17 protein-coding genes and 2 riboswitches are annotated in these 21918 nt (G+C 63.1%); of the genes, 9 read left to right on the top strand and 8 right to left on the bottom strand.

Annotated features, from left to right (window positions below; genetic code table 11):
* Positions 1-105: 105 nt before the first annotated feature.
* From ACK41V_RS10790 to ACK41V_RS10755, 8 genes are all read right to left on the bottom strand, one after another.
* On the bottom strand, positions 106-3756 hold the full coding sequence (locus tag ACK41V_RS10790) for a hydantoinase B/oxoprolinase family protein (protein WP_409781847.1): 3651 nt from the start codon (positions 3754-3756) through the stop codon (positions 106-108).
* A 31-nt stretch (positions 3757-3787) separates the two neighbouring features.
* On the bottom strand, positions 3788-4753 hold the full coding sequence (locus ACK41V_RS10785; RefSeq protein WP_409781844.1) for a TRAP transporter substrate-binding protein: 966 nt from the start codon (positions 4751-4753) through the stop codon (positions 3788-3790).
* Positions 4754-4834: 81 nt separating this feature from the next.
* A complete protein-coding gene (locus ACK41V_RS10780; protein WP_409781841.1) occupies positions 4835-6145 on the bottom strand; it encodes a TRAP transporter large permease in 1311 nt (436 codons plus the stop codon).
* 11 nt (positions 6146-6156) lie between these two features.
* Positions 6157-6690 carry a TRAP transporter small permease gene (locus ACK41V_RS10775; RefSeq protein ID WP_409781894.1) on the bottom strand — a complete coding sequence of 178 codons (534 nt, stop codon included), beginning with the start codon at positions 6688-6690 and terminating at the stop codon, positions 6157-6159.
* 76 nt (positions 6691-6766) lie between these two features.
* Positions 6767-7732, bottom strand: coding sequence for a TRAP transporter substrate-binding protein (locus tag ACK41V_RS10770; RefSeq protein ID WP_409781838.1), 966 nt, complete (start codon positions 7730-7732; stop codon positions 6767-6769).
* Positions 7733-7747: 15 nt separating this feature from the next.
* On the bottom strand, positions 7748-8575 hold the full coding sequence (locus ACK41V_RS10765; RefSeq protein ID WP_409781835.1) for a putative hydro-lyase: 828 nt from the start codon (positions 8573-8575) through the stop codon (positions 7748-7750).
* A 365-nt stretch (positions 8576-8940) separates the two neighbouring features.
* Positions 8941-9852, bottom strand: coding sequence for a LysR family transcriptional regulator (locus tag ACK41V_RS10760; protein WP_409781832.1), 912 nt, complete (start codon positions 9850-9852; stop codon positions 8941-8943).
* A 257-nt stretch (positions 9853-10109) separates the two neighbouring features.
* On the bottom strand, positions 10110-10568 hold the full coding sequence (locus ACK41V_RS10755) for an Lrp/AsnC family transcriptional regulator (protein ID WP_409781830.1): 459 nt from the start codon (positions 10566-10568) through the stop codon (positions 10110-10112).
* 414 nt (positions 10569-10982) lie between these two features.
* Between ACK41V_RS10755 and ACK41V_RS10750 the strand changes: the two genes are divergently transcribed.
* The 9 genes from ACK41V_RS10750 to ACK41V_RS10710 all read left to right on the top strand — a co-directional run bounded on the left by ACK41V_RS10750 (position 10983) and on the right by ACK41V_RS10710 (position 21836).
* Positions 10983-11954, top strand: coding sequence for a TRAP transporter substrate-binding protein (locus ACK41V_RS10750; RefSeq protein ID WP_409781827.1), 972 nt, complete (start codon positions 10983-10985; stop codon positions 11952-11954).
* A 104-nt stretch (positions 11955-12058) separates the two neighbouring features.
* Positions 12059-12553 carry a TRAP transporter small permease gene (locus ACK41V_RS10745; protein WP_409781824.1) on the top strand — a complete coding sequence of 165 codons (495 nt, stop codon included), beginning with the start codon at positions 12059-12061 and terminating at the stop codon, positions 12551-12553.
* Positions 12550-13827 carry a TRAP transporter large permease gene (locus ACK41V_RS10740; RefSeq protein ID WP_409781821.1) on the top strand — a complete coding sequence of 426 codons (1278 nt, stop codon included), beginning with the start codon at positions 12550-12552 and terminating at the stop codon, positions 13825-13827. The genes ACK41V_RS10745 and ACK41V_RS10740 overlap by 4 nt, the downstream gene beginning before the upstream one ends.
* Before the next feature lie 9 nt (positions 13828-13836).
* Positions 13837-13942, top strand: a riboswitch (glycine riboswitch).
* 13 nt (positions 13943-13955) lie between these two features.
* Positions 13956-14082: riboswitch (glycine riboswitch) on the top strand.
* A 52-nt stretch (positions 14083-14134) separates the two neighbouring features.
* Positions 14135-15271, top strand: coding sequence for a glycine cleavage system aminomethyltransferase GcvT (gcvT, locus tag ACK41V_RS10735; RefSeq protein ID WP_409781818.1), 1137 nt, complete (start codon positions 14135-14137; stop codon positions 15269-15271).
* A 94-nt stretch (positions 15272-15365) separates the two neighbouring features.
* Positions 15366-15740, top strand: coding sequence for a glycine cleavage system protein GcvH (gcvH, locus tag ACK41V_RS10730; RefSeq protein ID WP_409781815.1), 375 nt, complete (start codon positions 15366-15368; stop codon positions 15738-15740).
* Between the two features lie 150 nt (positions 15741-15890).
* Positions 15891-18779 (top strand): aminomethyl-transferring glycine dehydrogenase, encoded by a 2889-nt coding sequence (gene gcvP, locus ACK41V_RS10725; protein ID WP_409781812.1) that lies wholly within the window; start codon positions 15891-15893, stop codon positions 18777-18779.
* A 192-nt stretch (positions 18780-18971) separates the two neighbouring features.
* Positions 18972-19322 carry an FKBP-type peptidyl-prolyl cis-trans isomerase gene (locus ACK41V_RS10720; protein ID WP_409781891.1) on the top strand — a complete coding sequence of 117 codons (351 nt, stop codon included), beginning with the start codon at positions 18972-18974 and terminating at the stop codon, positions 19320-19322.
* Positions 19323-19359: 37 nt separating this feature from the next.
* Complete coding sequence (locus ACK41V_RS10715; RefSeq protein WP_409781809.1) at positions 19360-20397, top strand: MerR family transcriptional regulator; 1038 nt, start codon at positions 19360-19362, stop codon at positions 20395-20397.
* Between the two features lie 74 nt (positions 20398-20471).
* Positions 20472-21836 carry an MFS transporter gene (locus tag ACK41V_RS10710; protein WP_409781806.1) on the top strand — a complete coding sequence of 455 codons (1365 nt, stop codon included), beginning with the start codon at positions 20472-20474 and terminating at the stop codon, positions 21834-21836.
* Positions 21837-21918: the final 82 nt, after the last annotated feature.

Raw genomic sequence — 21918 nt, 5'->3', positions numbered from 1 at the left:
CTGGTTGATCGTCTCGCCGCGCAGGTTGCGCGCGGGTGAGGAATGCGATGGGGAGTGCAAGCGCTGTGCCATCACCAGGCACAGCGCTGGCCCCTCAAACAAAAGCTAGACCACACATTCCTCGCCATACCCACCACCACCCGGGGTGGATATCTCAAACACGTCGCCCGGCTCCATCAGCGCTGCACCGATGTGACCCAGTTCTTCGACCTGCCCATTGGCGCGCAGCACCCGGTTGGCCCCGGGCCGCCCCGGTTTGCCACCCGCCATGCCAAAAGCGGGATTGAGCCGCCCGTTGGACAAAATGCTGGCCGTCATCGCCTCCAGAAAACGCACACGGCGCACGCCCCCGTTGCCGCCCGCCCACCGGCCCGTGCCGCCCGAGCCGCTCTGGATCTCGTAGCTCTCCAGTACCACCGGAAAGCGGAACTCCAGCACTTCGGGGTCGGTCAGGCGCGAATTGGTCATGTGGGTCTGGACCACGCTGGTTCCGTCAAAGCCACGCACCGCCTCGCCCGAGGCATCGAACACTGCACCCGCGCCGCTGCCACCGGCAATGGTTTCGTAGTACTGGTACTGCGCATTGCCAAAAGTGAAGTTGTTCATGGTGGGCTGGCTGCCCGCCATCACGCCCAAGGCGCCAAACAGGGCGTTGGTGATGCAAGTGGACGTTTCCACATTGCCCGCCACCACCGAGGCTGGCGGGTTGGGGTTGAGCATGGAGCCTTGCGGGATGATGACCTGCAGCGGCTTCAGGCACCCCGCGTTCAGCGGAATATCGTCATCCACCAGCGTGCGGAACACATACAGCACCGCCGCCATGCACACCGCGCGCGGCGCGTTGAAGTTGTTGGTCTGCTGCGCACTGGTGCCCGCAAAGTCGATCACCGCACTGCGCTCGGCCACGTTGACCTTGACGGACACGCTGATCTGCGCGCCGTTGTCCAGCGGCAGGGTGAACTGGCCATCCTTGAGCTGTGTGATGACGCGGCGAACGGACTCTTCCGCGTTGTCCTGCACGTGGCGCATGTAGGCCTGCACGACATCCAGCCGGAACTGGTCCACCATTTTGGACAGCTCCTGCACGCCCTTTTCATTGGCCGCCACCTGCGCGCGCAGGTCGGCCAGGTTCTGCTGGGGATTGCGGCTGGGATACGGCGTGGTGCCGCCGCCGGTAGTCAGCAGCGTGCGCACTTCTTCTTCCAGCAAGATCCCCCGGTCCACCAGCTTCACGTTGTTGATCTGCACGCCTTCTTCGTCGATGCGTGTGGAAAACGGTGGCATGGAGCCGGGCGTGGTGCCTCCGATGTCGGCATGGTGGCCGCGGCTGCCTACGTAGAACGTAGGCTCAGTGCCCTCGGCCACATACACGGGCGTGATCACCGTGACATCGGGCAGATGCGTGCCGCCGTGGTACGGGTCGTTGAGCATGTACACATCGCCCCGGTGCATCTTGCCCGCGTTCTCGCGGATCACGGTCTTGATGCTCTCGCCCATCGAGCCCAGGTGCACCGGCATGTGGGGCGCGTTGGCAATCAGGTTGCCGGTGGCATCGAACAACGCGCAGCTGAAGTCCAGCCGCTCCTTGATGTTGACCGAGTACGCCGTGTTCTGCAGCTGCAGCCCCATCTGCTCGGCAATGTTCATGAACAGGTTGTTGAAGACTTCAAGGAGCACCGGGTCGACCGTGGTGCCTGCGGCATACTGCAGCTTGCGCGCGGTAACGCGGTCCAGCACCAGGTGGTCCAGGTCGGTCAGCTGCGCGGACCAGCCGGGTTCCACCACGGTGGTGGTGTTCTTCTCGGCAATGATGGCGGGGCCAGCAATGACATCGCCGGGGCGCAGATCCTCACGCACCACCAGGCTGGCGTCGCGCCACCGGCCATCCGAATACATCTGCACGATCTCGCGCAGCGGCGCCTTGCGTGGTGGGTGCAATGCCAGGCGCGGCTCGGCGGGGGCGTCGCCTGCAATCACCGCCTCTACAGACACAGCCTCCACAACCAGGCACTTGCCCGCCATCAAAAAGGCAAAGCGTTGGCGGTAGGCCGTCTCAAACCCCGACTGGATCGCCGCCATGTCGCCAAAGGGCACCACCAGGGCCGAATCGGTGCCTTCGTACCGCACATGCACGTTGTGGCGAACCTGCACCGGGTTGGCGCTGACCTGTTGGCGGTCCAGTTCAGCCTGCGCGGCGGAACCCAGGGCATCCAGGCGCTCTGCGATCAAAGGCAATGACTCCTTGGCCAGCGGCATCTCCACCGCTTGTTCACGGATCACCGTCTGGTCGGCCAGTCCCATGCCGTAGGCACTCAGCACACCCGCCAGCGGGTGCACAAACACGCGCGACATGCCCAGCGCATCGGCCACCAGGCACGCATGCTGGCCGCCTGCACCGCCAAAACACTGCAGGGTGTAGCGCGTCACGTCATAACCACGCGCCACGCTGATCTTCTTGATGGCGTTGGCCATCTGCTGAACGGCAATCTGGATGAAACCCTCGGCCACTTCTTCGGGCTTGCGATGGGTCTGCTCCGCCAGCTCTTCAAAGCGCGCACGCACGGCCGCCGCGTCCAGCGTTTCATTGGCTGCGGGGCCAAACACGCTGGGGAAGTAGCGCGGCTGGACCTTGCCGACCATCACGTTCGCATCCGTCACAGCCAGGGGTCCGCCGCGGCGGTAGCTGACCGGGCCGGGATTGGCACCTGCGCTCTCGGGGCCGACGCGAAAGCGCGCGCCGTCGTAGCTCAGCACCGACCCGCCGCCCGCAGCCACAGTGTGGATGCTCATCATCGGTGCACGCATGCGCACACCGGCCACGTGGGTTTCAAACTCGCGCTCAAAGGCTCCGGCGTAGTGGCTCACGTCCGTGCTGGTGCCGCCCATGTCAAAGCCAATGACCTTCGCGTGCCCGGCCAACCCTGCCGTGCGCGCCATGCCCACAATGCCGCCCGCGGGGCCGGAAAGAATCGCGTCCTTGCCCTGGAAAGTGCCTGCATCAGTGAGGCCGCCCGACGACTGCATGAAGAACAGCTTGACGCCCGGCATCTCGCTGGCCACCTGCTCCACATAGCGGCGCAGGATGGGCGAGAGGTACGCATCCACCACCGTGGTGTCGCCCCGGCTCACGAACTTCATCATGGGGCTGGTTTCGTGCGAGGTGCTGATCTGCGCAAAGCCCACTTCCTTGGCAATGCGCTTGGCGGCCTGTTCATGCTGCGTATAGCGGTAGCCGTGCATGAACACAATGGCCACGCTGCGCAGGCCACGCCCATAGGCGGCCAGCAAATCGCCACGCAGCGTGGCTTCGTCCAGGTTCTGCAGCACATCGCCATGGGCACCCATGCGCTCGCGGGCTTCGATCACCTCGGTGTACAGCAGCTCGGGCAGCTGGATGTGGCGGTCAAACAGGCGTGGGCGGTTCTGGTAGGCGATGCGCAGCGCATCGCGAAAACCGCGCGTGGTCACCAGCAGCGTGGGCTCGCCCTTGCGCTCCAGCAGCGCATTGGTGGCCACCGTGGTGCCCATCTTCACGCACTCCACCAGTTTGGGCGTCACCGGCTCGCCGGGCTGCAAGCCCAGCAGGTGGCGGATGCCCGCCACAGCTGCATCCTTGTACTGCTCGGGGTTTTCAGACAGCAGCTTGTGTGTGGTCAGCGAGCCATCGGGCCGTTTGCCCACGATGTCGGTGAATGTGCCGCCCCGGTCGATCCAGAACTGCCAAAGACTGCCATGGGGGTTGGTGGTGGTTTGCATGGTGATGGAACCTGTCTGTTGAAAACGGTGGTTAACGTTGAAAGTAGTAGGGGATGAAAATCTTGTTGGCTTCGTTGCCCACGGACTGCACCCATTCGCGGGAAAAACGCTCGCCCAGGCGTTTCAGCTCAGCCTCCAGCTCGGCCGGTGCGCGTTCGACCTTGATGCCCTTGCGCTGCAGCTCGCCCACCGACTCTTCGGCGATGGTTTCGCTCATCGCCCAGCCACGTGCCTCGGCGGTCTGCGCGGCTTTGGTCACGGCCTCACGCACGGGCGGTGGCAATGCATCAAAGGCCTGCTGGTTCACAAAAACGATGTTCTTGGGGAACCACGCATTGATGCCGTAGTACTGCCTGATCTGGCCCCAGACCTGGTTTTCCACCCCGGTCAGGGCGGAGGTGATCATGGAGTCGAGCTTGCCCGCCGACAGCGCGGTGTTGACCTCAACCATGGGCACATCGACCGGCGCTGCGCCCAGCATCTCGGCAATGCGCACGGTGGCCGGGTTGTAAGTGCGCATGCGGGTACCTTTGAAGTCGGCCGCCGAGCGCACGGGCGCGATGGAAAACAGCCCCTGAGGTGGCCAGGGCACGGCGTACAGCGCCTTGAGCCCCTTGCGCGCAAAGTGCCCTTCGATCAGCGGGCGCTGCAGGTCCCACATGCGGCGCGCGTCGGCGTAGGTGCGCACCACAAACGGTACGGCATCAGCACCTGCAATCGGCATGTCGCGTACCAGGCTGGTCATGATGGTTTCGCCCGCCTGGGCTTTGCCGTCCTGCACCGCATGCGGAATGTCGCCCAGCTTGAAGAGTGCATTGTTGGCGTGCACCTCGATGCGCAGAGCACCCGCTGACGCACGCTCTACGTCCTGCGCAAACTGCACCACGTTGCGTGTGTGAAAGGACTCTGCGCGGTAGCCCGTGGCCAGCTTCCATTGGGTCTGGGCGTGCAGCACCGGGGCCACGGCAAGCGCGGCCAGCAAGACCATGTTCTTCATGGCAGGCTCCTGAAGGGGAATGTGGAGGCCAGCTCAGCAAAAAAGTGCGCTGGTGGGCCCAATGAAAGGCCGGGGTGCTGCTTACTTAGACTGCCCCATGACGAGGTCAGGGACGATGGTGACAATCTGCGGGAAGGCTGTGATAAGGCCGATGCACACTACCAGGCAAAAGAAGAACGGGATGGCCGCCTTGGCGATCAGGTTGCTGTCCTTGCCGGTCATGTTCTGCAACACGAAGAGGTTGAAGCCCACGGGTGGCGTGACCTCGGCAATCTCGACGAGCAGGATGACAAAGATCCCGAACCAGACGAGATCGAACCCGGCCTTTTGCACCATGGGCATCACCACAGCAGCGGTCAACACGATCATGCTGATGCCATCGAGCGCCGTGCCCAGCACCAAATACACGACGACCAGACAGCCGATCAACGCGTAAGGCGAGAGGTGCATGGCGTCAACCCACTCTGCCAGCTCACGCGGAATGCCAGTGAACGCCATGGTCTTGGTCAAAAAAGCGGCGCCCGCCAGAATGAACATGATCATGCAGCTGGTGCGCGCCGAGCCCGCAAGGCCTTCCTTGAAGTTCTGCCAGGTCAGCGCCCTGCACCATGCGGCCAGGGCCAGTGCCCCCAACACGCCATACGCCGCACATTCCGTGGCCGTCGCCCACCCGGCCACCAGAGACCAGCAGATGAACACAATCAACAGCGCACAGGGGATGAGGTTGCGCGAGAGGTGCAGTTTTTCGCGAAAGGTGGTGGGCGGCTCGTCCGGGGGCATCAGCTCTTTGTTGCGCACCGACCACCAGGCGATGTAGCCAGAGAACAGGAGCATCAGCAGCAAGCCTGGCAAAAAGCCCGCCAGAAAGATACGGATGATGGAAGCATCGGCAGCCACCGCATACACCACCATGGTGATGGATGGCGGGATCAGGATGCCCAGGGTGCCAGCCGTGGCCAGCGAGCCGATGGCAATGCTCTCGTTGTAGCCGCGCTTCTTGAGCGCAGGCAGCGACACCTTGGCGATGGTGGCGCAGGTGGCCGCTGACGAACCCGATACCGACCCAAAGATGCCGCAGCCCAGGATGGTGGTGTGAAACAACCGCCCGGGCACCTTGCCAAGCCATGGGGCCAGGCCGGTGAACATGTCCTCGCTGAGTCTGGTGCGAAACAGGATTTCGCCCATCCAGATGAACAAGGGCAGAGCGGCCAGCTCCCAGCTGGCATTGCTCTCCCAAAACGCTGAGAAAAGGTTCAGCCCCGGCTGGCTGTTGGTGAAAAAGGCTTGGCCAACCCACCCGCAGATGGCCAGCGTCATGGCAATCCACACACCGCCCGACAGCATGAGAAGCATGAGCAGCAGCAAAAAGGCGCCGATGGAAAGAATGTCCATGGTGATGCTCCTTAAAGGTCCGAAGAAAAGTCACCCTTGGCGTGGCGCTCTTCCACCAACCGCACAAAGGTAGGAATACCGCCACGCACCACGATCCACCATTCATCGACAACCGCCACGAAAAACAGCAAAGAACCCAATGCAAAACTCAGCTGCGGGATCCAGATGGGAACCGCCCACAAGCCCTGGGCCAGCTCATTGAACTGCCAGCTCTCGTAGGTGAAGACGCAGGCCCACCAGCTCAGGTAGCCAATGGCCACCGCCGCGACGGAGAGCGACACAATTTCGAACTTGCGGCGCATGGCGGGCGAGAGCTTTTCCAGCACCAGCGTGACCCGCACGAAGTCGCCATGCTTGAAGGCATGCGCCATGGTCAAAAAGGCGGCAGCAGCGCACAACCAGGACACCACGTCGTTGACGGCACCAGTCGAGAAGCCGAACTGGCGCCCCAGCGACTGCACCACCATCAACACGCAGATGACCGCAATGCACGTGGCGCCCACGGCACCGGCAGCCAGATAGGCGCCGTCCAACACGCGTCGCAGCAGGTGCGGCGACACCTTCACCGTGGCGGCATCGCCCCGGGCCAAAGGTGTTTGAGACAAGATAGACACGTCCATCTCACTTCTTGTTGTAGGCGTCGATGACAGCCTTGCCTTCATCGCCAGCGGTCTTGATCCAGTCCGCTGTCATTCGCTCGCCGACCGCCTTGAGCTCCGCTTTCAGGCTCGTGGCGCTCACATCCACCTGCATGCCCTTGGCCGCAAGCTCCTTGAGGTATTCCTGGTCTTTCTTCTCGCTCATGGCCCAACCCCGTTGCTCAGCCACGACAGCCTCGACCAGCAGGGCCTCCTGGGTGGGTTTGTCCAGCGCGTCGAACGCCTTCTGGTTCACCACCACGGCATTGCGGGGCAGCCAGGCAGCCACACCGTAGAAGTACTTCACGGTCTCGTACAGCTTGCTGTCCACACCACTGGCGCTGGATGTGAGGAAGTTGTCCACCGTGCCTGTAGCCAATGCTGCGGACAGCTCCGCCAGCTGAATGGTCACGGGCTGCGCACCCACCGCCGTGGCGATGTACGAGGTGGCTGGGTTGTAGGCACGCATCTTGGTGCCCTTGAGATCCTTCAACGCCGTGACGGGCTTGACCGAGTACAGACTCTGTGCAGGCCATGGCACGGTGTACAAAAGCTTCATGCCCTGTGCACCCAGCGTCTTGACCAGCAGCGGGCGCGAGGCCTGGTCCAGGCGCTTGGAGTCCGCATAGCTCGTCGCCAGGAACGGAATGGAGTCCACACCGTAGACGGGCGCCTCATTGGCAGCGCCCGACAAAATGAACTCACCCAAAGCCACCTGGCCGGACTGCACCGTGCGCTTGATCTCGTTGGCCTTGAACAGCGAGGCATTGGGATGCACCGCGATTTTGAGCTTGCCCCCCGTCGCCTTGTCCACGTCCTGCACGAACTGCTGCAGGTTCTGCACCTGGAAGGTGTTCACGGCATAGCCGGACGGCAGATCCCACTTGATCTGGGCCTGTGAGAGTCCCGCCAAGGCAACGGCGCAGAGACCAAAAGTGATTTTTTTCATGGGGTAGCTCCTTGTTTAAAAACTGGCAAGTTGGTGGTTGAACAGGTCGGTGACCAGCATGCAACCTGGTGCGTGGGTGATGCAGAACGCCGGTTGGGCATTGAGGATGGCGGACTGCGGCGTGACACCACAGGCCCAGAACACGGGAATCTCATCGGGCAATAGCGACACCGCGTCGCCGTAGTCGGGGGCATTGATGTCGGTGATACCGATGAGCGCCGGGTCGCCGATGTGCACTGGCGCGCCATGCACATTGGGGAAACGCGATGTGACCTGCACGGCGCGGATCACATCCGCGGCCGGCATGGGCCGCATCGACACCACCATGGCACCGCCAAAGGGACCTGCTGGCTCGGTGGCGACATCGGTGCGGTACATGGCAACGTTCTTGCCCTCGTTGATGTGGCGCAGGCTGATGCCTGCCTCTTGCAGCGCCGATTCGAACGAGAACGAGCAGCCCAGCACAAAGGTCACCAAGTCCGCGCGCCACAGGTCGCTGATGTCGCCCACCTCTTGCGTCAGTTCGCCATGGCGCCAGACGCGGTACTGCGGCACGTCGCTGCGGATGTCGATGCCCTCGCCCAGCGATGGCAAGGCTGTCTGCCCAGGCTCGCTGACAGCCAGCACCGGGCAGGGTTTGGGGTTGCGCTGGCAAAAGCGCAAAAAGTCACTGGCCAACACCTCGGGCAATATCACCAGGTTGCCCTGCACCCGTCCGTGGGCCAAGCCGCTGGTGTGTGATGCCCAGGCGCCTTGCCGAATAACGCTGCGCACATGGCTGGGGTTGTTGATGCCACCCGAGCCAAACACTGCCAGCGCTTTGTCCTGAATTGAATCCACCATGTTTCCTTGCATTGAGACATGTCAATTGAATGACGTTGGACGGATTGTGTTGGGGTGTGCCATGCGCTGGCAAATTCAAAAAATTTCTCTCAGGTCATCGATTTTTTCGATGCACTTCATTGGGGACTTCCGACCCAAGTTGGTGCCAAGGGATAACCCAGGGGTGAAATATCGGGTAAACCCGAATGCTGAAAATCGCCCGCAAACGCGCCGCGGATCGCTGCTTTGGCAGCACTTCTTGGCGACGGCACCAGGGAGCGGCGCAGCTGCGGATTTGGAGCAGATCGGATGTAGACCTGCTGTGAAGGCACAGCCCCGCAGATTCGAGGCGAGCAGAGCTGGCCTGCCCTGCCCTTGCCCCCGTATCAGCTGCGGGGTTTGCGCGCCTTGGGCTGCGGTTGCTGTGCGTCGATAAAGCCGAGCGCTGACCGCACCACCGCCTCCATCGCGGGCGAGGACGGGTCTTCGCGATAACTCACGTGGATGGGCAGGGGCCGCAGCGCAATGTCGCAAACCAGTGCGCGCAGATCCGGAAAGGCCAGCATCCGCTGCACGGCCAGGCGCGGCAGCGTGGCTACGCCAAACCCGCCCTGCACCAACTGCACCATCGCAGAGATCGACGAAATGGTGTGCACACAACGCGGCTCCACCTGCGCTTGCCGCAACGTGTCCAGCAGGTACACATGGGGCTGGGAGCCACGCTGAAACGTGAGGATGTCGGTGCCCGCAAAGTCTTCGGGCGCATAGCGCCGTTTGCGGTGGATCTTGCTGTTGCCCACAAACACCATCTCCATGGGCGTCAACGCCTGGCTGCGAATGCCGTCGGCTGACGCGGGCAAGGCCGCAAACACGGCATCCAGCGTGCCACGCCGGATCTGATCGAGCAGCACCGGAGTGGACTCCACCGTGAGTTCCAGCTCCAGCAGCGGGTTGTCTTTGCGCAGTTGCTCCACCCACGGGATGAGCCAGGAGTGCAGCACCGATTCGATGGCCCCCAGGCGTATCGACACCTCCAGCGGGCCGCCCGATCCCATCTCGGCCTTGAGCTGGCGCTGCAGCTCCAACATGCGCTTGGCGTAGGTGAGAAAACGCGTGCCCGCCACGGTGAGCTTGAAGTGTTTGTCACGCCGGTCCAGCAGCAACACGCCCAGCTCTTCCTCCAGCGCGGCCACGCGGCTGGACATGGCGGATTGGGTCAAAAACAGCTTCTCGGCAGCGCGCGTCACACTCTTGAGGGAGGCCACCCAGTAGAAGGCTTCAACAAAACGCAGGTTCATGGCGGTGCTCCGGCCTGGCTGGCAAGTGACTCGGTGTGGAGACGCACCGGGGTGGTGCAACGCACCGCCGTCAGCCCAAAGACTGCAACGATGGCGGCGCCATTCTGCAAGCAATCCATGTGGCGCGAGGCGCGGCAGTCAGCAAAAAGAAACCTGCGAGAGATTCGCGCCGACGACAAGCCCCCCAGCGTAAAACTCCTGATTTCATAGCTACCAGCGCTTTATGGATAAGCGCTAGCGGCCATTTTCACCAAAATTTATCCGGCAAACAGCGGAAGATCCGCTTTCTTGAGCGTGCGCAGCACAAAGCTGGACCGGCTGTGCCGGATGCCCTTGATCTTGTAGAGCTTCTCGCGCAACAGGCGCTCGTAGTCGCGCGTGTCTTTGACGACGATGCGCAGCAGGTAGTCGTAGTCGCCCGAGACCAAGTGCGCCTCAATCACCTCAGGAATGCTGGCCAGCGTTTCGCCAAACTTTTCGAGCGTGTTGTCCGAATGGCTGTCCAGGGTGACCTGCACCAGCACCGTGTCGGAGAGTTGAAGCGACTGCGGGTTGATCCGCACCGTGTAGCCCTGTATGACGCCCGCCTCCTCCATCTTCTTGATACGCCCCCAGCAGGGCGATGCGCTCAGGCCCACGGCCTGGCCAATCTCTTGCAGGCTGGCGCGGGCGTTGCCCTGGAGTACAGCGAGAATTTTTCTATCGAGTCGATCCATCGGCTGGATTATTCACCAATCAATCCAAAAACAGAAAATTATTCTGCATATGAGGCAAATGAAAGAGATTTCAGCAAATTCATCTCTACCCCGGCGCGCATACTTCTCACATCAAGGCGTTCTTACCGGATCGCACAAACTGACAAGGCCCCGGCTGGTTACCGCCAGCGCGGGGCCCTTGGCATGTGGGCGCTCCCGCAAGGCCGCCCGCCCCACGACACAAGCGCCGCCAGAGCATGACAAGAAGCTGACGGACTGCCTTTAATAAGCACGCTTACCAGCACAAACCCCGATGCCCCATCCAGAGGGGCGCCGCCATAATTTGCGCGAGGCTGACACCCCTGTGTCACCCCCCTCGCTCCCCCAAGGCGCACGCCCCGAGGCGGCCGCTACAACATCCCAACAGGAGACAGCATGCAACTGACCAAACTCGTCGTCGGCCTGAGCCTTGCACTCGGCTTTGTGGCCACCGCTGCCGCGCAGACCACCATGCGCATCAGCATCTCGACGGCCCAAAACTCCCACCAAGGGATTGCCATCGACACGTTTGCCAAGGAAGTTGAAAAGCGCACGGCTGGCCGCTACAAGGTGCAGACCTTTTATAACGGCGCACTGGGCGGCGAGCGCGAGTCGATTGAAGCGGTGCAGCTGGGCACGCAAGAGCTGGCCTTTAGCTCCACCGGCCCCATTCCCAATTTCGTGCCAGAGACCAAGATCCTGGACGTGCCCTTCCTGTTCCGCGACAAGGCCCATGCCCGCGCCGTGCTGGACGGCCCCATCGGCCAGGAGATGCTGACCAAGTTCGACAGCAAGGGCTTCAAGGCCCTGGCCTGGGCCGAAAACGGCTTCCGCCACATGACCAACAGCAAGCGCTCCGTGAACACGCCCGAAGACCTCAAGGGCCTGAAGATGCGCACGATGGAGAACCCCGTGCACATCGCCGCGTACAAGGGCTTTGGCATCATCACCACGCCCATGGCGTTCCCTGAAGTGTTCACTGCTTTGCAGCAGGGCACCGTGGACGGTCAGGAGAACCCGCTGCCCGTGATCATCTCGGCCAAGTTCGACCAGGTGCAAAAGCACCTGACGCTCACCGGCCACGTGTATTCACCCGCTATCTTCGTCATGAACAAGGGCTCGTTCGACAAGCTCACGGCCGCCGACAAGCAGGCGTTCATCGACGCCGCCAAAGAGGGCACCAAAGCCAACCGTGCCCGTGTGGATGAAGACGATGCCAAGGGCGTGGCCGACCTGCGCGCCAAAGGCATGACCGTGGTGGACAACCCGGACAAGTCCAAGTTTGTAGCGGCGCTGGCCCCTGTGAACGCCGAGTTTGAAAAGCAATTTGGCAAGGCCACCCTCGACAAAATCCGCGACGTGAAGTAATTCGCCAGACTCCACACCCAGGAACCAAACGCCCGTAGCGCTGTTGCTACCGGGCGTTTGGTTCTTGCCTTTTATCCACCTTCTCCCGTGGCTGGCCTTGCCCCATGAAAAATGCTTTTCTGACCTTTGAGCGCTGGACAACCTCCATCGCCATGCTGGCCGCGTGCGCCATGCTGGCGGTGGCCTCGTCGCTCGGCATGTTCCAGATCGTGACGCGATTCGTGCTGGAACAACCCGCCGAATGGACCGAGGTGCTGATCCGCTTCAGCCTGATCTGGATGGTGTTCCTGGCCATCCCCGCCGCCTTTCGCCAGGGGGCGATGGTGAGCGTGGACGTGCTCTACCGCTGGAGCCCGCCCAAAATGCGGCGCGTGCTCGACTGGGTGGTGTCGCTGGCGGCGCTGGCGTTGATCGGCGTGATCATCTGGTGGGGTTGGGACTATTCCGTGCGCGGCGGCGTGCAGAGCATGGCCGGGCTGGAGTCGGTGTCCATGTTCTGGGCCTACCTGGCCATGCCCGTCGGAGGCCTGTTCTGCGTGGTCGGCATCATCGGCAACCTGATCGATCCCCTGCGCATGGAACTGGAGACTGCCCAATGAGCCTGGTCATGATTTCAACGATGGTGCTGTGCTTTGCACTGACCATCTCGGTAGCAGTTTCAATAGGTCTAGCATCCATCCTGGGTATCCAGGCGTCCAACGCGAACATGCTCATCTCCGTCAAGGAGATGTTCGGCTCGATCAACAAGTTTCCGCTGGCTGCCATCCCGTTCTTCATCCTGGCGGGCAACCTGATGGAAACCGGCGGCATCTCCCGCCGCCTGGTCGAGTTTGCCAAGAGCATCGTGGGTGGCGTGCAGGGCGGCTTGCCCATGACCTGCGTGCTCACCTGCATGATTTTCGCGGCGGTATCGGGCTCGTCGGTGGCCACCACGTTTGCGATTGGTGCCATCCTGATCCCGGCGCTCATCAAGCACGGCTACCCCACCAGCTACGCTGCGGCGCTGCAGGCTACCAGTGCCGAGCTGGGCGTGATCATCCCGCCGTCCATTCCGATGATCCTGTACGGCGTAAGTGCCGAAGTGTCGATTGGAGAGCTTTTCATTGCGGGTTTTGGCCCGGGTCTTCTGATCAGCGGAGCGCTGATGCTCTTTGTCTGGGCCTATTGCAAGTGGAAGGGCTGGGGCAAAAACGACGGCGAAGGTCGCATGCCCTTCGGCAAGGCCACCTGGCAGGCCGGTTGGGCGCTGCTCATGCCGGTGATCATCCTGGGCGGCATCTACGGCGGCGTCTTCACACCCACCGAAGCATCGGCCGTGGCTGTGTTTTATGCACTCATCGTGGGCGTGGTGATCTACCGCGAGATCAAGCTCAAGGACCTGTTCGCTATCTTGCGCAAGTCGGCCATCTCGTCGGCGGTGATCATGTTCATCATCGCCAACGCCGGGCTGTTCGCGTTTCTCATCACGCGCGCCGGTGTGCCCGATGCCATCGGCCGCTGGCTGGAGGCGGTGCTGCAGTCCCCTGCCCTGTTCCTGCTGGGTGTGAATGCGGCGCTGTTTGTGATCGGCATGTTCATCGAGACCAGCGCCGCCATCATCGTGCTGGCCCCCATTCTGGCGCCCGTGGCCATGCACTTCGGCATCGACCCGGTGCACTTCGGTCTCATCATGGTGGTGAACTTGGCGCTGGGCATGATCACCCCGCCTTTTGGAGTGAACCTGTTCGCAGCCTGCACAGTGGCCAAGATATCGCTGGACCGGATCATCAAGCACCTGCTGCCCTTTGTGGGCGTGATTTTGGTGTGCCTGCTGATCATCACCTACGTCCCCTCGATATCGCTGGCACTTCGCGATCTGGTTTACGCCAAGTAGTTGTTAGAATCCAGCCCGTCAGGAGAGAGTGCTCCGTCTTGCCCGCAAGACGAGCAGCACCGCCGAAGGCGCAGGCAGCAGCCGAACGCTCAGGCAAAAGGACTGACAACCGCCCGCAGTGATGCGGGCGTTCCCTTGCTGGAGAGAGATGGCCCACCGCACCGCGTGATGAGGCCATCCACCGAAGGAGCAAACCGCACGGCCAGCCAGGGCGCTGCGGTGAATCTCTCAGGTAAAGCGGACAGCAGGGCAAATCCCGTGATCGTCTATATGGATGGTCACGGCCCCCATTTGCCCGGAGTCCGCCATGTCGTCAGCCACCAACGCCCCCCTGCTCACCACGCCCCTGAACGCCTTGCACATCGAGCTGGGCGCCCGCATGGTGCCATTTGCCGGCTATTCCATGCCCGTGCAATACCCTGCGGGGCTGATGGCCGAGCACCAGCACACGCGCAACGCGGCAGGCCTGTTTGACGTCTCGCACATGGGTCAGCTGAAACTGGTTGGCCCTGACGCCGCAGCGGCGTTTGAAACTCTGATGCCTGTCGACGTGATCGACCTGCCCGTGGGCAAACAGCGCTACGGCTTGTTGCTGACCGACGAAGGCACGGTCATTGATGACCTGATGTTCTTCAACAAGGGCAACGACGAGATCTTCGTCATCGTCAACGGCGCTTGCAAGGTGGGCGACATTGCCCACATTCAAGCGGGCATCGGTCAGCGCTGCGACGTGATCCCCCTGCCCGACCACGCGCTGCTGGCGCTGCAGGGCCCACAGGCGGTCACCGCCCTGGCCCGTCTGGCACCCGGCGTGGAAAAGCTGGTGTTCATGACGGGCGGCGACTTTTCCATCGCAGGCTGCGACTGTTTTGTGACCCGCAGCGGCTACACGGGCGAAGATGGTTTTGAAATCTCGGTGCTCGCCGCTCAGGCCGACACCCTGGCCCGCGCCCTGCTCGCCCAACCCGAAGTCAAGCCCATCGGCCTGGGCGCGCGCAACTCGCTGCGCCTCGAAGCGGGCCTGTGCCTGTACGGCAACGACATCGACACCACCACCACCCCGCCCGAGGCCGCATTGAATTGGGCCATCCAGAAGGTGCGCCGCACGGGCGGCGCACGTGCAGGCGGATTCCCCGGTGCCGACAAGGTGCTGGCGCAGATCGACAACCCCGCCAACCTGCAACGCAAACGTGTGGGCTTAATTGCGCTGGAACGTGTGCCCGTGCGCGAACACACCGAATTGCAAAGCACCGACGGCCAGAAGATCGGCGAAGTGACCAGCGGCCTGCTGGGCCCCACGGTGAACGAACCCGTGGCCATGGGCTACGTCGCGCCTGCCTTTGCTACCGTCGGCACGCGCGTCAACGCCATCGTGCGCGGCAAGGCCGTGCCGATGGAAGTGCGCGCCATGCCTTTCCTGCCAGCCAACTACTTCCGCGGCTGATTTCGCCCGGCGCAGCGCGCATAACGCGCCTGCGCCCGCTACATTGCAGATTCATTTATTCCTTTCATTTTCTAGTTGCTTGAGGAGCCTCCCCATGACCGTCAAATTCTCCAAAGACCACGAATGGATCAACGCCGCTGACGCCAATGCGGCCGTGGTGGGCATCACCGTCCATGCGCAAGACGCACTGGGCGACGTGGTGTTTGTCGACCTGCCTGCCGTCGGCACCACGTTTTCCCAAGGCGATGTCGCAGGTGTGGTGGAGTCCGTGAAGGCCGCCGCTGATGTGTACATGCCCGTGACCGGCGAGATCGTGGAAGTGAACGAAGCCCTGCGCGCCGACCCCTCCCTGGCCAACAGCGACCCCTTGGTGGCGGGCTGGTTCTTCAAAGTGAAGCTGGCCGATGCAGCCCAGCTGGACGAACTGATGGACGAAACCGCCTACAGCGCGTTCGCCGCCAGTGCCTGACCAGATGTAAACAGGTGTGAACACCTCCCACCAAAAACCATAGCTGGTTGCGCTTGAAAACAGTGCGTTTCAGATAGATAAATATTTGAAACCCTTTAACAACAAGCGCTAGCAGCTTCTTTTTTAATAGCAAACCGGATTGCCCGCCCTATGACTGCGCCCGCCGCCCTGTCACTCGCCGCGTTGGAGAACGCCACCGAATTCCTGCCTCGCCACATCGGCATCGACGCAGCGGATGAGGCCCACATGCTGTCGGTGATTGGCGAGGCTTCGCGCCGCGCGCTGATCGATTCCATCGTGCCGCGCTCCATCGCCCGCAGCAGCGCCATGGATCTGCCCTTGCCGGTGACCGAAGCGGCAGCGCTGGCCGAACTCAAGGCCATGGCATCCAAGAACCAGGTCTTGAAGAGCTTCATCGGTCAGGGCTACTACGGCACCCACACACCGGGCGTCATCCTGCGCAACATCTTGGAGAACCCCGCGTGGTACACGGCCTACACGCCCTACCAGGCCGAGATCTCGCAGGGCCGCATGGAGGCGCTGGTCAACTTCCAGACCATGGTCTGCGACCTGACCGGCATGCCCATTGCCAACGCATCGATGCTGGACGAGGCCACGGCCGCCGCCGAGGCCATGACGCTGGCCAAGCGCTCGGTCAAGAGCAAGAGCAATGTGTTTGTGGTGGCCGGTGACGCCCACCCGCAGACCATCGAAGTGATCCAGACCCGTGCCAAGCCCCTGGGCATCGAGGTTGTTCTGGCCAATTCCGCCGCCGAGTGGGATGCCGCGCTGAGCGGTGACTATTTCGCGGTGCTGGCGCAGTACCCCGCCACCAGCGGCCGCATCGACGACCTGCGCGCCGACGTGGAGAAGGCGCATGCCAAACAGGCCGCCTTCATCGCAGCGGCCGACCTGCTGGCCCTCACGCTGATCACGCCGCCCGGCGAGTTTGGTGCCGACATCGTCGTGGGCACCACACAGCGTTTTGGCATGCCCATGGGTGCCGGTGGCCCGCACGCCGCCTACATGGCCTGCCGCGACGAGTTCAAGCGCAGCCTTCCCGGCCGCCTGGTGGGCGTGAGCGTGGATGCACACGGCAAGCCCGCCTACCGACTGGCCCTGCAAACGCGCGAACAGCACATCCGCCGCGAAAAGGCCACGTCCAACATCTGCACGGCGCAGGTGCTGCCCGCCGTGATCGCCAGCATGTACGCCGTGTACCACGGGCCCGATGGCCTGCAGCGCATTGCCCAGCGCGTGGCCAGCTACACGGCCATCCTGGCGAAGGGGCTGGAGCAACTGGGCGCGCCGGTGCGGCCACAGGCTTGTTTTGACACCCTAACGCTCCAAACCGACGGCGCTACCAAATTCATAGCTGCTCGTGCAATCCAGCTGGGCGCTAACCTGCGAATTTACTTCGAAAACTACCTGTGTATCTCGCTCGACGAGACCACCACGCGCGCCGACATCGAGCTGCTGTGGAAGATCTTCGCCAAGGACGGCCAGGCGCTGCCCACGTTTGATGCGTTTGAGAAAGGCGTCGAGCCGCTGATCCCCGCCGCGCTGCGCCGCACCAGCAGCTACCTCACGCACCCGGTGTTCAACACCCACCATTCCGAGACCGGCATGCTGCGCTACATCCGCCAGCTGTCCGACAAAGACCTGGCGCTGGACCGCAGCATGATCCCGCTGGGCAGCTGCACCATGAAGCTCAACGCCACCAGCGAGATGATCCCCATCACCTGGCCCGAGTTCGCCCACGTGCACCCGTTTGCACCGGCTGACCAGTTGTTGGGCTACCAGGAACTGGACGAACAACTGCGCGCCTGGCTCTGCCAAGCCACTGGCTATGCGGGCATCAGCCTGCAACCCAACGCGGGATCACAAGGCGAATACGCGGGCCTGCTGGCCATCAAGGCCTACCATGAAGCGCAGGGCCACGGCCACCGCAACATCTGCCTGATCCCCAGCAGCGCGCACGGCACCAACCCCGCCAGCGCGCAGATGGTGGGCATGCAGGTGGTGGTGACGAAGTGCGATGACAACGGCAACGTGGACATGGCCGACCTCAAGGCCAAGTGCGAGCAGCACAGCGCCAACCTGGCCTGCATCATGATCACCTACCCCAGCACGCACGGCGTGTTTGAAACGCAGGTGAAAGAGCTGTGTGCGCTGGTGCACAGCCACGGCGGCCGGGTGTATGTGGATGGCGCCAACATGAATGCCCTGGTGGGCGTGGCCGCCCCCGGCGAGTTTGGCGGCGACGTGAGCCACCTGAATTTGCACAAAACCTTCTGCATCCCCCACGGCGGTGGCGGCCCGGGCGTCGGCCCTGTGTGTGTGGTCGAAGATTTGGTCCCCTACTTGCCCGGCCACGCGACGGGTGGCGTGAAGGGTGGCGTGGGCGCCGTCTCGGCCGCGCCCCTGGGCAATGCCGCCGTGCTGCCCATCAGCTGGATGTACTGCCGCATGATGGGCGCCGAAGGCCTGCAGGCCGCGACCGAAACGGCGATCCTCTCGGCCAACTACATCAGTGCACGCCTCAAGGACCATTACCCCACGCTGTACGCATCGGCCAACGGCCATGTGGCGCACGAGTGCATCCTGGACCTCCGCCAGCTCAAAGACACCAGCGGCGTGATGGCCGAGGACGTCGCCAAGCGCCTGATCGACTACGGCTTTCACGCGCCCACGTTGAGCTTCCCCGTGCCCAACACGCTGATGGTGGAGCCGACCGAGAGCGAGACGCTGTTCGAGATCGACCGCTTCATCGACGCGATGATCGCCATCCGCGAGGAGATCCGCCAGGTCGAATCCGGTGCCTGGCCGCAGGACAACAACCCACTGAAGAACGCGCCGCACACCGCTGAAAGCCTGTTGGGTGCCGACTGGAACCGCCCTTACGCCCGCGAGGCGGCCGCCTACCCGGTGGCCGCCCTGCGGAGCAACAAGTATTGGTCGCCCGTGGGCCGCGTGGACAACGTGTGGGGCGACCGCAATCTGAGCTGCAGTTGCATCCCCGTGAGCGACTACGCCTGACCCACGACCGCACCGAAAAGCCTGCACAGTGCAACGGCCCTGTGCAGGCTTTTTTCATGCACAGCCAGGAATTAGCGGCGTCTTGAACAGGGCTAAGATCGCGCCTGTCCGAAATTTCACCCCTCCAAGGAGACCTCTTTGCGCAACATCCTGTGCGTGCTGCTTGCCAGCCTCGTGATCGCTCCCGCCGCCATGGCCCAAACCAAGCCCGTCACCACGGCCAGCGGCTTGGTCTATGAATCGCTCAAGGACGGCACCGGCGATTCGCCCAAAGCCACCGACACCGTCAAGGTGCACTACAAGGGCATGTTCCTGGATGGCAAAGAGTTCGACAGCTCCTACAAGCGCGGCGAGCCCACCTCGTTCCCGCTCAACCGCGTGATTCCGTGCTGGACCGAAGGCGTGCAGCGCATGAAGCCTGGCGGCAAGGCCAAGCTGACCTGCCCGCCCGCCATTGCTTACGGAGCGGCCGGTGCAGGCGGCTTGATCCCGCCCAATGCCACGCTGAACTTCGAGATCGAACTGATTTCCGTCGGCAAGTAACCAACCGGCGCGCGGGCCACCCATCCATTCCTTGCACATGCTGCTGAAAGTCGGTGAACTGGCCCGCCGCACCGGCCTCACGGTGCGCACGCTGCACCACTACGACGAGATCGGGCTGCTCACGCCTTCAGGCCGGTCAGAGGCAGGCTACCGCCTGTACAGCCAGGCCGACGTGCAGCGCCTACACGGCATCCAGACCATGCGCCAAATGGGGCTGGCGCTCAGCGACATTGGCGAGTTGCTGGCCGGCGAAGGCATGGGCCCCGAGCGCATCATCGGCCAGCAGATCCGTTCGCTGGACCAGCAGATTGCACAGGCCACTGAGTTGCGTGGGCGCCTGACCATGCTGCGGGACGGCCTGATGGCCGGAGCCGAGCCCGACATGGGCAACTGGCTCGAAGCGCTGGCGCTGATGACCACCTATGGCAAGTACTTCAGCTCGGCTGAACTCAAGCAGATCTTCACGAACTGGAACCTGATCGAGGCCGACTGGCTGGTTGTGAAAGACCTGGTGCGCAGCGCCATGGACCGGCAGCTGGCACCCGACACACCCGAGGTGCAGGCGCTGGCTTACCGCTGGATGGCGCTCATGCTGCACTGGATGAAGGGCGACATGGACCTGCTGGAGCGCTGGGGCCACATGTTCCGCACCGAGCCCAGCGCCCAGGGCCGCAACCATGCGCCGCCGGGCGACATGATCGAGTACATCGAAATCGCCATCAAGCTGCGCATGGCCCTGCTCGAAAAGTATTTGGCCCGCGACGACCTGCGCGCGCTGGGCCACGTGCCGCACACCGAGTGGGCAGCACTGGAGCAGGGGGTTCAGGCGCTTCTCGCACGCGCATTGCCTCCCCACCACCCAGACGCGATGGCCGCAGCCCTGCGCTGGAACGCACTGTTCGACACCTTGACCGGCAACAACCAAGAGCTGCGCCAGAAGCTGCTCACCGCGTCGGCCAACGAACCACTGCTGCAGGCAGGCTCACCCCTGAGCGCGCCTGTCCGTGCCTTTTTGCACGCTGCGCTGGCGCGCGCAGTGCCATCGACCACCGCAGGCGAATCGACAACACGCTGATAAAAAGCGCTGAAAGTGCTTGACCCTCACGCAACGTGAGGCTCCACAGTCGGTCCCCTTGAATGGATCGACACATGACTACCGACACCGCACTCCCCCACAAGCCGCAGGACCCCAGTCCTGGCCCCACCTCAGACCCGCGCGCCGCGCTGTTCAAGGACCGTAACTTCCGCTGGATGACTGGTGGATCTTTTCTGTCCATGCTGGGCGACCAGTTCACGCTGATTGCCCTGCCCTGGCTGGTGCTGCAGATGACGGGCGACACCCTGGTGCTGGGCACCGTGCTGGCCCTGATCAGCGTGCCGCGCGCGCTGTTCATCTTGATTGGCGGCGCGCTGGTGGACCGCCACTCGCCCAAGCAGGTGCTGATGATCACCAAGTACGTCAACCTAGTGCTGTTGGCGGCGCTGGCGGGGCTGGTGCTTGCAGGCACGTTGACGCTGTGGATGGTGTACGCGCTGTCGCTGGGCATTGGCCTGGCCACGGCCTTCAGCATTCCGGCGGGCACGGCGATGATGCCGCACGTGGTGGCGCGCTCGCAGTTGCAGGCGGCCAACGGCATCAGCCTGGGCCTGCGCCAGATGACCATGTTCCTCGGGCCCCTGCTGGCAGGATTGCTGATTGCGTTGTTTGGTGCGGGTGATGCCGGTGGAGCAACGAGAGGATCGGCCCATGCCAACGCCACGGGCATCGGCCTGGCCTTTGCCCTGGATGCGCTGAGTTTTGCGCTGTCGGCCTGGACGCTGTCCAAGGTGCAAACCCACGCTGGCACTGCGCCCCCGGCATCAGCGCCACAGGCCGTGCTGTCATCGGTGGCCCAAGGCCTTGCGCATTTCTGGCGCGACAGCGAACTGCGCACCTGCTTCCTTTACTGGAGCGCCGTTGCCCTTTTCATCATGGGCCCCATCCACATCGCCATCCCGGTGCTGGCCAGCAGCACGCCCCAGTTGGGCGCGGCCGCGTTCGGCATCATGGTGGGCGCCCATGGCGCGGGCACGCTGCTGGGCATGGTGGTGTCGGGCATGCTGCCGCGGCTGCGTGTGGGCAGCCTGGGCATGACCATCCTGGCGTTCGACGCCATCATCGGCGCACTCTTCATGCCCATGGGGTTGATCACGGCCGTGTGGCAGGGCGCAGCACTGATGCTGGTGATTGGCCTGCTGGGTGGATTCATGCAGGTGAGTGTGTTCACCTGGATCCAGCAGCGTGTGCCGCCCGCCTTGCTGGGCCGCGCGATGAGCCTGTTCATGTTCATCTTCATGGGCCTTGCACCCATCTCCGCCGCCGTCACGGGGTGGGTGATGAAGAGCATCACGCTCACCCAGTTGTTTGCGGCCAGCGGCGGGACGTTGCTGGTGGTTGCTGCGCTGGCCTTGGCGCTAACACCCATGCGCCGCGTGACGGATGCACCCGCACCGGCAACAGCACCCGCGCGCTGAAACGACACAGCCCGGCGGCCCCATGGACGGGCCCCCCGGCGGGGGGCGTCAAACGCACAGAGGCGGGTGGGCACGTAGACGT

Origin of the sequence: Acidovorax sp., assembly GCF_046291265.1 — a bacterium.
Lineage (GTDB): Bacteria > Pseudomonadota > Gammaproteobacteria > Burkholderiales > Burkholderiaceae_C > Acidovorax.
This window is presented reverse-complemented; position numbering and strand designations above follow the sequence as displayed.